The following is a 12,121-nucleotide window of genomic DNA, read 5'->3' as shown; positions in this document are numbered from 1 at the left end:
CCGCGCAACCGCAAAAGGACAAAACCAAGATGGCCAAAGCATTCGCGTCCCAGGGGGACATGTCGGAAAAGAAAATCTCGTTCACTGAAGTGGGCGAAGGGCTTTATGCTTTCACCGCCGAGGGTGACCCGAACTCGGGCGTGATCATTGGCGATGACAGCGTGATGATCGTCGAGGCACAGGCGACCCCGCGCCTGGCCAACAAGGTGATCGAATGCGTGCGGTCTGTGACCGACAAGCCGATCACCCATGTGGCGCTGACCCATTACCACGCAGTGCGGGTTTTGGGTGCCAGCGCTTTTGGCGCGCAACAGATCCTGATGTCCGACATGGCCCGCGCCATGGTGGTGGAACGCGGTCAGGAAGACTGGGACAGCGAATTCCAGCGCTTCCCGCGCCTGTTCGAAGGGCATGAAAGCATCCCCGGCCTGACCTGGCCCACCACCACATTCAGCGACACGATGACCGTTTATCTGGGCAATCGCCGGATCGACCTGATGCATCTGGGGCGCGCCCATACCGCCGGCGATATCGTCATCCACGTGCCAGACCAGAACGTGATGTTCACCGGCGACATCGTCGAATATCACTCGGCCTGCTATTGCGGTGACGGGCATTTCAACGACTGGGGCGACACGCTGGACGAGATCAAGTGGTTCGATGTCGACGCCATCGCACCGGGACGCGGCGATGCGCTGGTTGGCAAGGACATGGTCAATGCCGCCATCGAAAACACTCGCGATTTCGTCGAAAGCACCTACCGCCCGGCGGCCAGGGTTGCGGCGCGCGGTGGCAGCCTGAAAGAGGCATGGGATGCAGTCCGCGCCGAATGTGACCCGAAATTCGCCAATTACGCGATCTACGAACACTGCCTGCCGTTCAACGTCGCCCGCGCCTACGACGAAGCCCGTGGTATCGACACGCCTCGCATCTGGACCGCCCAGCGCGATCTTGAGATGTGGGAGGCCCTGCAGGGGTAAGGAAAAACGACCCAGTTTGATCCAGATCGTTTTAGGCGGCGGGATTCAATGAAACCATATGCCAAAGGCTTCGGCACATGTTGCCGGAGCACAGGACATGCAGCACTTTGGCCCATCTGCTTGGGGGGAAGCCCATGAACAAGATCTTTGAAACTCCGCTTTACGGCTATGAACGCAGTCCGGATCAGGACAGCCCGACGCCAGTTCGGCGCAAGGTTATCGTGATCGGCGCGGGCCCGGTTGGTCTGGCCGCGGCGATTGATCTGGCGCAGCAAGGGGTCGACGTCGTGGTTCTGGACGAGAATGACAAGGTCAGTTTCGGCAGCCGCGCCATCTGTTTCTCGCAACGCACGCTGGAAATTGCCGACCGGCTGGGATGCGGGGGCCGACTGGTCGACAAGGGCGTCCTGTGGGACCGGGGCAAGGTCTTCTTCGATGATCGGCAGGTCTATGACTTCAACCTGCAACCGGATGAAGGTTATGCCAACCCTGCCTTCATCAACCTTCAGCAATACCATTTTGAGAACTATTTCGTTGAACGGGTCCGCGAGTTGCAGGCAGAAGGCGCACCGATTGAGATACGCGGGCGCAACAAGGTCGAGGCGATTGGCACGCATGACGATCACGTGCGGCTGGAGGTCGAGACACCAGAAGGACCTTACACAATCGAAGCCGAATGGCTGATTGCCTGTGATGGCGCGACATCCCCTGCCCGGCGGATGTTGGGCATTGATTTCGAAGGACGGATATTTGAAGACAACTTCCTGATTGCAGACGTGATCATGGATGCGGATTTTCCGTCTGAACGCTGGTTCTGGTTCGATCCGCCGTTCAATCGCGGGCAATCCGCGTTGTTGCACAAACAGCCCGACAATGTGTGGCGCATCGACTTGCAGCTGGGTTGGGACATCGACAAGGAACGCGAAAAGCGCCCCGAGAACGTGATCCCCCGCCTCAAGGCGATGCTTGGGGATGATGTCGAATTTGAGCTGGAATGGGTCTCGATCTATACGTTCCAGTGCCGTCGCATGGAAAGCTTCCGCAAGGGCCGTGTCCTGTTTGCGGGCGACAGCGCGCATCAGGTCAGCCCCTTTGGCGCGCGCGGGGCCAATTCCGGCCTTCAGGACACCGACAACCTGTGTTGGAAACTGAAGCTGGTTCTGGACGGGAAAGCACCTGAAACTCTGCTGGACAGCTACAACGCCGAACGCGTGTACGGGGCGGACGAGAACATCCTGAATTCCAGCCGGTCGACCGATTTCATCACCCCGAAATCCGAGATGTCGCGGATCCTGCGCGATGCGGTACTGGACCTGAGCGAGCATTATGACTTCGCGCGCCCGCTGGTGAATTCTGGCCGCCTGAGCCAGCCCTGCACCTATGATGGATCTTCGCTGAATTCTGCGGACGCGCTGAACGGCCCCGCCGGAACGCGCCCGGGTTCGGCCTGTCCAGACGCTCCGCTTGGTGACGAGTTTCTGCTGCCCAAGCTTGCAGGCAAGTTCACGCTTTTGACTATCGATGCAGACGCCCCAGATACCCTGGAAGAAGATGGGATCGAGGTCACGCGACTGGCGCTGTCGGTCAAGGATGATATGACGCTGGCCCTCAAACGCCGCTATCTGGGCGACGCGACCAGCGCAGTCTACCTGATCCGCCCGGACCAGCATGTGGCCGCCCGGCGTGACAGTTACGAAGAAAACACCTTCCGGCACGCGATCCGCAGAGCCTGCGGTAAGGAGTAAGCCCCATGTCAGACCTGATCCTAACCCCGAACATCAAAAACGCCGATGACTTCTATGCCGAACTTCTGGCCGCGCATGAAGGCCTGGAAAAAGCAGACAGCGACGCGCTGAATGCGCGGCTGGTACTGGTGTTGGCCAACCACATCGGTGACAGTACGGTGCTGACGGACGCCCTTCGCGCTGCCGCTTTGACTGACAGTTGACAGGCCCGGACGTGAGCGACGTCGTCCTTTATGACTATTGGCGATCCTCGGCCAGTTACCGGGTGCGGATCGCCCTGAATCTGGCCGGGATCGCGTATCGCCCGGTTGTTGTCGATCTGGTGGGCGGCGCACAAAAGGGCGATGAACATATCGCGCGAAACCCGCAGGGCTTTGTGCCGGTTCTGGATATTGACGGGCTGCGGTTGACGCAATCGCTGGCCATCCTCGACTATCTGGACCGGACCCGGCAGTTGAACCTTCTGCCTGATGATCCGGCGGAACGCGCGCGTGTTCAGGCGCTGGCTTATGCGATCGCCGTCGACATCCACCCAGTCTGCAACCTGTCGGTTGCGCGCTATGCCACGACCCTGAGCCATAACGCCCCCGACATGCCCGGCGACTGGATGCGGAATTTCATCAAACCCGGGTTGCAGGCGTTCGAAACCATGTTGGGTGATTTCGAACAGGCCCCCTACTGTGTTGGGTCAAAGCCCGGTCTCGCCGACCTCTGCCTGATCCCGCAGATCTATAACGCGCGCCGGTGGCAGGTTGATTTGTCGGATATGCCCCGCCTGCTGCGGGTTGAAGAGGCCTGCGCCAATCACCCGGCCTTTGTCGCGGCACATCCCGACGCACATGCGCAGGGTTAACATTGCACAGACCCTGTGTGCATGCGCAGCTAGGTTTTTTTCCTTTTAGGCCTTAGCTTTGAGCCAACAAAGCAGACGAGGTTCCTATGCCCGAGATCACCGGCTATCACGCCCATGTCTATTTCGACGCCGACACGCAGGACACCGCGCGACAGGTCTGTGAAGAGGCGGCCCGCCTGTTCCCTGTTCAAATGGGCCGGATGCACGCCCGAAACGTCGGCCCCCATTCGCGCTGGAGCTGCCAGCTGGGCTTTGCTGCAAGCGCATTCGACCAAGTCATCCCATGGCTGATGCTGAACCGGCAGGGCCTGACGGTCTTCACGCACCCGGAAACCGGTGAACATCTGGAGGATCACCGCGACCGCGCGCTCTGGATGGGTGAGATGCTGGCGTTGGACCTGTCGATCTTCGACAATCTTTAACCCAGCGCCCGTGCCTGATCCCGCAGAACGAATTTCTGCACCTTGCCGGTAGATGTCTTGGGCAGAGTGCCGAACACAACCGTTTTGGGTGCCTTGAAATGGGCCATCCGGTCTCGACAGAAGGCGATAAGCTCTGCCTCGGTTGCGGCTGCGCCGGGTTTCAATTCGACAAAGGCGCAGGGCGTTTCGCCCCATTTCTCATCGGGACGGGCCACCACGGCGGCCTCCATCACCGCCGGATGCTTGTAGAGGATACCTTCGACCTCGACAGATGAGATATTCTCGCCGCCCGAGATGATGATGTCCTTTGAACGGTCCTTGAGCGCGATATAGCCATCGGGGTGCATGACACCCAGATCACCGGACGCGAACCAGCCGCCGTGAAAGGCCTTGTCGGTAGCGTCGGGATTCTTGAGGTATCCTTTCATCACCACGTTGCCCTGCATGAATATCTCACCCATGGTTTCGCCATCAGCCGGAACCGGTTCCAGCGTTTCCGGGTCGGCCACCATCAGTCCGGACAACGCGGTATAGCGCACCCCTTGCCGCACCTTGAGGGCCGCGCGATCTTCAGGCCCTTTGCTGTTCCATTCGTCTTTCCATGCGCAGACAACCGAAGGCCCATAGGTTTCGGTCAGGCCATAGACATGCGTGACCTCGACACCCATCGCCTCCATCGCTTCGATCACGGCCGCAGGCGGCGGGGCACCTGCCGTCATCACCTTGATCTGGTGGTCAAAGTCCTTCAACTCATCCGGAGCGTGGGCCAGCATGTTCAGAACGATCGGCGCACCGCAGAAATGGGTCACTTTCTCGTCCCGGAAAGCAGCATAGATCGGTTCGGCCCGCACCGCGCGCAAGCAAACGGAAACACCTGCATTGGCTGCCATGGCCCACGGGAAGCACCAGCCGTTGCAGTGGAACATCGGCAGGGTCCACAAATAGACCGAATGCTTGGGCATATCCCAGTCCAGCAAATCGGACTGCGCATTCAGGGTCGCGCCGCGATGGTGGTAAACCACGCCCTTGGGGTTGCCCGTGGTGCCCGAGGTATAATTCAGGGTGATCGCGTCCCATTCGTCCGCTGGCAGTGACCAGTCAAACGCGGGGTCGCCTTCGGCCAGCAGGGCATCATAGGTCAGGCGGCCCAGCTTTTCACCGCCGTCGAAGGTGGGGTCTTCGATATCGATGACCAGAATGTCATGATCGACCTGTTGCAGCGCATCTTTCACCACATCCGAAAACTCGGGGTCGACCAGCAGCGCCTTGGCTTCGGCATGGCTCAGGATGAATGCGACAATCGGCGCATCCAGCCGTGTGTTGATTGCGTTCAGAACAGCGCCCGTCATGGGCACGCCAAAATGCGCCTCGTACATTTCCGGGATGTTGGCCGCGATTATCGAAACGGTATCGCCCCGTCCAATCCCACGCGCTGTCAACGCACTCGCCAGACGCCGGCAACGGGCATAGGTTTCAGCCCAGGAATACCGGCGATCCCCATAAACCACGGATGGATAATCCGGGTAGACCTGCGCCGTCCGTTCAATGAACGTAAGGGGCGACAGGGGTGTGTAATTTGCCCGGCATTTGTCCAAATGACGCTCGTAGATATGTGTCGCTGCCATCCGCTGTCCTCCCGAAACGCAGTTTGGGCGAATTGAGCACAAAGTTCGCGTTCTGACAAACCCGTAGAAATACGGCGGCAAAACTGACTGGCGATACGGGATGATACGATCTGGCCCTATCTACATCCGGGCTTTCGCGGTGATCTGAAGCATCTTAAACACATGCCGGGATGAGGCATTTCCATATCCCGTGCACCGCTTCCTCACTGAAAGGACATGTCATGGACGGCACGTTCAACGAAAACGATCTTTCCCGCGTGGTCGAGGCCGACCGCGCCCATATCTGGCACCATCTGATCCAGCATAAACCCTTTGAAACCAATGACCCACGCATCATTGTCGAGGGCAAGGGCATGCGTGTCTGGGACCAGAAAGGCAAAGAGCATCTGGATGCGGTTTCCGGCGGCGTCTGGACCGTCAACGTCGGCTATGGCCGCGAATCGATCTGCAAGGCGGTTTACGACCAACTGATGAAGCTGTGCTATTTCGCCAATTCGGCCGGTTCGATCCCGGGTGCGCTGTTTGCCGAGCAACTGATCGACAAGATGCCGGGCATGAGCCGGGTCTATTACACCAACTCAGGTTCCGAGGCGAACGAGAAGGCGTTCAAGATGGTGCGCCAGATCGCGCACAAGAAATATGGCGGCAAGAAAACCAAGATCCTGTACCGCGATCGGGACTATCACGGCTCGACGCTGGCGACCATGTCGGCAGGCGGTCAGGACGAGCGCACGGCGCAATACGGCCCCTTCGCACCTGATTTCGTGCGCGTGCCGCATTGCATGGAATATCGCAAGCATGAGCTGGATGGCGCACCCGAAGAGAATTTCGGCGAATGGGCCGCAGATCAGATTGAAGCCGTCATCCTGCGCGAAGGCCCCGATACCGTAGGTGCGCTGTGCCTTGAGCCTGTAACAGCGGGTGGTGGTGTAATCGAAGCGCCTGAAGGATACTGGCAGCGCGTGCAGGAGATCTGCAAGAAATACGATGTGCTGCTGCATATCGACGAGGTTGTCTGTGGCGTGGGCCGCACCGGCACATGGTTCGGGTACCAGCAATACGGTATCAAACCCGATTTCGTGACCATGGCCAAGGGCGTTGCATCGGGTTATGCCGCGATTGCCTGCATGGTTACCACCGAGGAAGTCTTTGACTTGTTCAAAGACGATGCCGCGGACCCGATGAACTATTTCCGCGATATCTCGACCTTTGGTGGGTGCACCGCTGGTCCGGCAGCGGCCATCGAGAACATGCGCATCATTCAGGATGAAAACCTGTTGCAGAACTGCACGGACATGGGCGCGCGTATGACGAACAACCTTCTGGCGCTGATGGACAAGCACAAGGTCATCGGCGATGTGCGCGGCAAAGGCCTGTTCCTGGGGGCCGAACTGGTTGTGGATCGTGGCACCAAAGAGCCGGTGGACGAGAAACTGGCGCAGGCGGTTGTGGCCGACTGTATGGCGCAGGGTGTGATCATCGGCGTGACCAACCGCTCGATCCCCGGTCGCAACAACACGCTGTGCTTCTCGCCTGCGCTGATAGCTACAGCCGATGACATTGACCAGATCACCGACGCGGTTGACGGCGCGCTGGGGCGTGTGTTCGGGTAAGATCACCGATATTGGCTAAAAAGAAACCGGCGCGTGTTGCGCCGGTTTTTTTTGTCGGGATGCTGGTCGTGAATGTGTACGTTCAGCCGTGATTATTCGGCCGCAACACCAACCTTTTCGCCGGTTGCGATCAGGCTGTCCGGAAGAACGAAAGCAACCAGAACAAAGACGGCACCCAGTGCGATACCGAGAATATCGCCGGACATTAACAAAACACCCTCGTAAGCGGATCCCGGAACTGTACCCAGGGTGACTTTGCCGCCAGCAATTCCATCGAGCAGACCCGTGGCCTTCCAGGCCGGATATGTCGCCATGTAGGCCGCAGCACCCAACAAACCACCGACGATGAAGAACAAGGCGTCACGGCGACCGGACGCAGCGGCGCAGACCCCTGTTCCCGGACAGTAGCCCGATGCAGCCCAGCCCGCACCCAGTAACAATCCGCCAATGAAGACACCAACATAGGCCGATTTCACCGACATATGGCCGACATCCACAAACCCCAGCATCTGCCCGCCGAACATGAGGATCGAACCGGTTCCGATTGCCAGGAGGATCGTTTTCATCAGGTGGAGTCGACGCAGTGTCAACATGCGCACAATCCAATTTGGATTCGCCGCGCCAATCCGGTCAAGTACGGCTCCGAAAGCGGTACCAATGATGATCGCAAGAATGATTTCCATCGCCTTATCCTTTCCGGTAGATCAGCATTGCCGTGGGAATTGCCGCCGCAAATGCCCCGGCTGCAAAGATGTAACCTGACAGGGCTGTCTGCATCATACCGGACATCATGTGACCGGATGTGCACCCACCCGCCAACCTGGCGCCATAGAGGACGACAAAACCGCCCAATAGCGCGACCAGGTTTCGGGCCAAGGGCGTATCGCCATAGTTTTCGCGCCAGATCATGGGCAGCTTGCCCTCACCGCGTTCCAGACCACCGCGCGCCTTGACCGACAAGAACGCCCCCGCGGCCATAGCCAAAACGAAAACAAAGCTGTAATTCAACGGATTGGATACGTATTTGGCGTATTTACCATTGGATTTCGCCATGTATGCGTTGGTTGAACTGTAACCGTCATCCGTCTGCGTCACGAATTCTGAATTGACGGTGTCCGCGATAATTCCGTCAAGGATGACGAATTGGGTCGAAACACCGATCGGCTTCACCAGAAGAACTGCCCCGAAGAACACGAGCCCTAGCAGAACACCTCCAACTTTCCAGTTTAGTGTCATGATTTCACCCTTCTCACTTATATTCACAAAATCATATATAATGTGATCCGGGGATTGTTACATGATCTAGATCAAACCGGTCATGCCTGAAACTGGTTGGCGTCATCCCAATGCATAAGGGGTGGATGTCCTGATCCAAGAAGCGCCTGGAATGCGCCGCATGTTGCAACAAAAAAGACCGCCCCAAGGGGACGGCCTTTCTTTCACTGTCTCTTTTCAGAGGTTCAGGCAGCCAGAGCAGCCTGAGCTTTGGCGACGATCGCGCCGAACGCTTCCGGTTCGTGCACGGCCAGGTCGGCCAGAACTTTGCGGTCCACTTCGATACCGGCCAGGTTCAGACCGTTGATGAAGCGGGAATATGTCAGAGCCTCGTCATGGCTGCGCACAGCAGCGTTGATCCGCTGGATCCACAGCGCGCGGAAGTTGCGCTTGCGGTTCTTGCGGTCGCGGGTCGCGTACTGGTTGGCCTTGTCGACGGCCTGAGTTGCGACTTTGAAGTTGCTCTTGCGACGACCATAATAGCCTTTTGCGGCCTTGATGATCTTCTTGTGACGGGCGTGAGTTACGGTTCCACCTTTAACGCGGGACATCTCTTACATCTCCTCTTAGCGGTCGTAGGGCATGTAGCCCTTGACGATCTTTGCGTCGGGGGCGGACAGGGTGGTGTTGCCACGGGCATCGCGGATGAATTTCTTGGTCCGCTTGATCATGCCGTGCCGTTTGCCGGCCTGGCCAGCAAGGACCTTACCGGTCGCAGTCACCTTGAAGCGCTTCTTGGCGCTTGATTTGGTCTTCATCTTAGGCATTTCCGTCTCCTTTTTCGGGTTCGGTTTCAGACGCGACTCGGCATGCCATCTCGGCCGGTCACGCGATCAGAAGCGCCGTTTACGCAAGTTCGGTCATACTGGCAAGGGGGTTTGGACCAGAATCTGTGCTTTTTGCAGGCTGGTCAGGCACCGGGGCGACACAGGCCGCCCCGGTGATTGGATTTAGTGTTCGAATTTGCGGATTTCACCGCTTTTCAGCCTTGCGGAGTAGGACGCCAGTTCCTGCCGCACCACTTTCATCAGGAAGTAGAGAGCAAAGACGTTCACAACCGCCATCGCAAAGATCGCCGCATCCGAGAAGTCGATAACCGGGCCGAGGTTGGCCGCAGCGCCGATCACCACGAAGACGCAGAAGATGACCTTGAAGATCAGCTCTTTTGTGTGTCCTTCTCCGAACAGGTAGGTCCAGGCCTTGAGGCCATAGTAGGACCAGCTGATCATGGTCGAGAAGGCAAACAGGATCACCGCGATCGCAAGGATGTACGGGAACCAGCTGAACGCGCTGGCAAAGGCGGCAGAGGTCAGGCTGACGCCGGAATTGCCATCCACCGTTGCGATGGCGGAACCCGCCTCGTTCAGCATGTAGTTTCCGGTTTCGGGATCGATGATCAGCTGTTGCGTAATGATGATCACCAGCGCCGTCATGGTACAGATCACGACGGTATCGATGAACGGTTCAAGCAGCGATACAAAACCCTCGGTGATCGGTTCCTTGGTCCGAACCGCCGAGTGAGCGATAGCTGCAGAGCCCACGCCCGCCTCGTTCGAGAATGCCGCGCGCTTGAAGCCCTGGATCAGCGCGCCGACCATGCCCCCTGCAACGCCCAGCCCCGTGAAGGCACCGGCAAAGATCTGACCAAAGGCCCAGCCGATCATGTCCGCATTCATCGCGATGATGACCAGTGCGGTTGCGACATACAGCACACCCATGAACGGCACGACTTTTTCAGTCACCCGAGCGATGGATTTCAGACCGCCAACAATGACCATGAACACGACCGCAGCAAAAACAATGCCAGTAATCCAGCCCGGATAGTCGCCAACGATACCCGCGATCTGCTGATGTGCCTGGTTGGCCTGGAACATGTTCCCGCCGCCCAATGCGCCCAGAATACAGAAGATCGAGAACAGCACCGCCAGGATCTTACCGCCCGGCAGGCCCAGCTCGTCAAAGCCCTTGGACATGTAATACATCGGGCCACCTGAAACGGTGCCATCTTCGTATTCGTTGCGGTATTTCACGCCCAGCGTACATTCGGTGAACTTTGATGCCATACCCAGAAGGCCCGCAAGGATCATCCAGAAGGTTGCACCCGGCCCACCGATGCCAATGGCAACGGCCACACCTGCGATATTCCCCAAGCCCACAGTGCCGGACAGCGCCGTGGCCAATGCCTGAAAGTGGCTGACCTCGCCCGCGTCGTTGGGATCGGAATAGTCACCTTTGACAAGGCTGATCGCGTGACCAAAGAACCGCAACTGCACAAGCGCGAAATACAGTGTGAAAACCGATGCAGCAATCACCAGCCACATGACGATCCACGGAAAGCTGGTTCCGGGCAGCGGTGCAAAGATGAAGCTGACAAACGGTCCGGTCAGGTTTGCAAAGGCCTGATTGATTTTTTCATCCAGTCCGGGCGCCTCTTGTGCAAGGGCAGGGCTGGCGGCAATGGTGGCGGCCGTTACGGCGCCAAGTGTTTTTAGCGTTCTCATTTTAGCCCTCCCCTCAGTTCACGACCGTAACCGGAACGTCGGCATGCATTACCAGATATTGCGTCGAACTGCCGAACAGGCGTTTCTTGATCCCGTCCGCAGATGCCCGACCCACGACGATTTGCGAGCCTCCGTTTTCGACCGTGATGGCGTTCAGCGTTTCCGCAACATCGCCATGGCGCACAATGCCCTGCGCTTCGAATCCCGCAGCCCTGAGGGCCTCAACAGCAGGTGTCACGACACGCGACATTGCCAGATCAACCTCTTCTTCGCGGCGCTTGTGGCGCTGGGCGTTTTCTTCAGGTGTCTGGAATGTGTAAGGTGACCATTCGATCACATAAGCGACCAGCAAATCGCACGTTCCGATCAGCTTTGCCAAATCCTTGGCAAAGGCAATCGCACGCTCGCCGGTTTCAGTCCCGTCGAGTCCTATGACAATCTTTGTTGTCATTTCGTTCCTCCGTTTTTGTTGTTAAGGCCGGGGCCCACGCCCCCGGCAGGGCGGCCGGAACTTGGAACTTTTCAACAAGACCGCCCTTTGGTAAGTATTAGGAAATTTCACTAGGAATTGGAGATTTTTTTGGGCCAATTTCAGTGTAATTTATCGTATTACGCCAAAAATACAGGGAATTTTACTGATTAGCAGAGATTTAGACAATATCGATCAACGCATCCTGCACGAGCTGGAGGCCAATGGCAGGCTCTCGATAGTTGAGTTGGCGGCGCGCGTGAACCTGACCAATACACCCTGTTCCGAGCGTGTAAAACGACTTGAGAAGAATGGCTATATCAAAGGGTACAGAGCCGTTGTCGACAAGGAAAGAATGGGGCTGGCACTGCTGACCGTGGTGCAGGTATCCCTGGTCGCAACTGCGGAACAATCCCTTGTGAAATTCAATGAAGCCGTTCGGAGTGTTCAGGAAATCGAAAGCTGCCTGATGGTGGCGGGCTCGTTTGATTATCTTCTGACCGTTCGAACGCGCGATATTGCGCATTTCCGGCTGGTGCTGGGCGAGAAGATCAACAAGCTGCCGGGCATACACCAGACCAGCTCTTTTACAGTTATGGAGATTGTAAAAGAGCCGGTTGGCTGACACGACACTCGGG

14 protein-coding genes are annotated in these 12,121 nt (G+C 57.7%); 7 read left to right on the top strand and 7 right to left on the bottom strand.

All coding sequences use genetic code 11. The features are described 5' to 3' along the window. The first annotated feature begins 29 nt into the window (after positions 1–29). The 5 genes from ACR0EK_RS13125 (at position 30) to ACR0EK_RS13105 (ending at position 4,000) form a co-directional block, all read left to right on the top strand. Entirely contained in the window at positions 30–980 is a 951-nt protein-coding gene (locus ACR0EK_RS13125; RefSeq protein ID WP_480507312.1) for an MBL fold metallo-hydrolase, read from the top strand. A gap of 134 nt (positions 981–1,114) precedes the next feature. Continuing rightward, complete coding sequence (locus ACR0EK_RS13120; protein ID WP_480900353.1) at positions 1,115–2,725, top strand: FAD-dependent oxidoreductase; 1,611 nt, start codon at positions 1,115–1,117, stop codon at positions 2,723–2,725. A gap of 5 nt (positions 2,726–2,730) precedes the next feature. Further along, positions 2,731–2,928, top strand: a complete 198-nt coding sequence (locus ACR0EK_RS13115) for a DUF2783 domain-containing protein (protein WP_209506076.1) — start codon at positions 2,731–2,733, stop codon at positions 2,926–2,928. 11 nt (positions 2,929–2,939) lie between these two features. After that, positions 2,940–3,578, top strand: coding sequence for a maleylacetoacetate isomerase (gene maiA / locus ACR0EK_RS13110; protein WP_480473945.1), 639 nt, complete (start codon positions 2,940–2,942; stop codon positions 3,576–3,578). 86 nt (positions 3,579–3,664) lie between these two features. Continuing rightward, positions 3,665–4,000, top strand: coding sequence for a DOPA 4,5-dioxygenase family protein (locus ACR0EK_RS13105; RefSeq protein ID WP_480494725.1), 336 nt, complete (start codon positions 3,665–3,667; stop codon positions 3,998–4,000). Here ACR0EK_RS13105 and ACR0EK_RS13100 read toward each other — a convergent pair. Continuing rightward, a complete protein-coding gene (locus tag ACR0EK_RS13100; protein WP_480483804.1) occupies positions 3,997–5,625 on the bottom strand; it encodes an acyl-CoA synthetase in 1,629 nt (542 codons plus the stop codon). The two genes, ACR0EK_RS13105 and ACR0EK_RS13100, sit on opposite strands and share 4 nt — an antisense overlap. Positions 5,626–5,846: 221 nt before the next feature. Here ACR0EK_RS13100 and ACR0EK_RS13095 point away from each other — a divergent pair, with 221 nt between their 5' ends. After that, positions 5,847–7,238 carry an aminotransferase family protein gene (locus tag ACR0EK_RS13095; protein WP_480487218.1) on the top strand — a complete coding sequence of 464 codons (1,392 nt, stop codon included), beginning with the start codon at positions 5,847–5,849 and terminating at the stop codon, positions 7,236–7,238. Between the two features lie 92 nt (positions 7,239–7,330). Here ACR0EK_RS13095 and ACR0EK_RS13090 read toward each other — a convergent pair whose 3' ends face one another. The 6 genes from ACR0EK_RS13090 to ACR0EK_RS13065 form a co-directional block, all read right to left on the bottom strand. Beyond that, a complete protein-coding gene (locus ACR0EK_RS13090) occupies positions 7,331–7,921 on the bottom strand; it encodes a YeeE/YedE thiosulfate transporter family protein (protein ID WP_480967868.1) in 591 nt (196 codons plus the stop codon). Positions 7,922–7,925: 4 nt separating this feature from the next. Next, positions 7,926–8,474 (bottom strand): YeeE/YedE thiosulfate transporter family protein, encoded by a 549-nt coding sequence (locus tag ACR0EK_RS13085; protein WP_480538759.1) that lies wholly within the window; start codon positions 8,472–8,474, stop codon positions 7,926–7,928. A 224-nt stretch (positions 8,475–8,698) separates the two neighbouring features. Next, positions 8,699–9,064, bottom strand: coding sequence for a 50S ribosomal protein L20 (rplT, locus tag ACR0EK_RS13080; RefSeq protein WP_039523695.1), 366 nt, complete (start codon positions 9,062–9,064; stop codon positions 8,699–8,701). 15 nt (positions 9,065–9,079) lie between these two features. After that, on the bottom strand, positions 9,080–9,280 hold the full coding sequence (gene rpmI / locus ACR0EK_RS13075) for a 50S ribosomal protein L35 (RefSeq protein ID WP_010443552.1): 201 nt from the start codon (positions 9,278–9,280) through the stop codon (positions 9,080–9,082). 183 nt (positions 9,281–9,463) lie between these two features. Continuing rightward, the gene (locus tag ACR0EK_RS13070) at positions 9,464–11,014 is read right to left on the bottom strand and encodes an alanine/glycine:cation symporter family protein (RefSeq protein ID WP_480483806.1); all 1,551 of its coding nucleotides are present in this window, start codon (positions 11,012–11,014) and stop codon (positions 9,464–9,466) included. Positions 11,015–11,027: 13 nt separating this feature from the next. Beyond that, positions 11,028–11,465 (bottom strand): universal stress protein, encoded by a 438-nt coding sequence (locus tag ACR0EK_RS13065; RefSeq protein ID WP_209506060.1) that lies wholly within the window; start codon positions 11,463–11,465, stop codon positions 11,028–11,030. 148 nt (positions 11,466–11,613) lie between these two features. On the opposite strand from ACR0EK_RS13065, the gene ACR0EK_RS13060 reads away from it, so the two are divergent. Next, positions 11,614–12,108 carry a winged helix-turn-helix transcriptional regulator gene (locus ACR0EK_RS13060; protein WP_324169989.1) on the top strand — a complete coding sequence of 165 codons (495 nt, stop codon included), beginning with the start codon at positions 11,614–11,616 and terminating at the stop codon, positions 12,106–12,108. Positions 12,109–12,121 lie beyond the last annotated feature (13 nt).

Source organism: Ruegeria sp. AE4, from assembly GCF_056542185.1.
Note: the sequence above shows the minus strand (reverse complement) of the source record. Positions and strands in the feature narration are given on the sequence as shown.

Excerpts from the sequence above, each read along its gene's own strand:
- ACR0EK_RS13125 (WP_480507312.1), top strand. The coding sequence starts at position 30 with ATGGCCAAAGCATTCGCGTCCCAGGGGGACATGTCGGAAAAGAAAATC.
- ACR0EK_RS13120 (WP_480900353.1), top strand. The coding sequence starts at position 1,115 with ATGAACAAGATCTTTGAAACTCCGCTTTACGGCTATGAACGCAGTCCG.
- ACR0EK_RS13115 (WP_209506076.1), top strand. The coding sequence starts at position 2,731 with ATGTCAGACCTGATCCTAACCCCGAACATCAAAAACGCCGATGACTTC.
- ACR0EK_RS13105 (WP_480494725.1), top strand. The coding sequence starts at position 3,665 with ATGCCCGAGATCACCGGCTATCACGCCCATGTCTATTTCGACGCCGAC.
- ACR0EK_RS13100 (WP_480483804.1), bottom strand. The coding sequence starts at position 5,625 with ATGGCAGCGACACATATCTACGAGCGTCATTTGGACAAATGCCGGGCA.
- ACR0EK_RS13095 (WP_480487218.1), top strand. The coding sequence starts at position 5,847 with ATGGACGGCACGTTCAACGAAAACGATCTTTCCCGCGTGGTCGAGGCC.
- ACR0EK_RS13090 (WP_480967868.1), bottom strand. The coding sequence starts at position 7,921 with ATGGAAATCATTCTTGCGATCATCATTGGTACCGCTTTCGGAGCCGTA.
- ACR0EK_RS13085 (WP_480538759.1), bottom strand. The coding sequence starts at position 8,474 with ATGACACTAAACTGGAAAGTTGGAGGTGTTCTGCTAGGGCTCGTGTTC.
- rplT (WP_039523695.1), bottom strand. The coding sequence starts at position 9,064 with ATGTCCCGCGTTAAAGGTGGAACCGTAACTCACGCCCGTCACAAGAAG.
- rpmI (WP_010443552.1), bottom strand. The coding sequence starts at position 9,280 with ATGCCTAAGATGAAGACCAAATCAAGCGCCAAGAAGCGCTTCAAGGTG.
- ACR0EK_RS13070 (WP_480483806.1), bottom strand. The coding sequence starts at position 11,014 with ATGAGAACGCTAAAAACACTTGGCGCCGTAACGGCCGCCACCATTGCC.
- ACR0EK_RS13065 (WP_209506060.1), bottom strand. The coding sequence starts at position 11,465 with ATGACAACAAAGATTGTCATAGGACTCGACGGGACTGAAACCGGCGAG.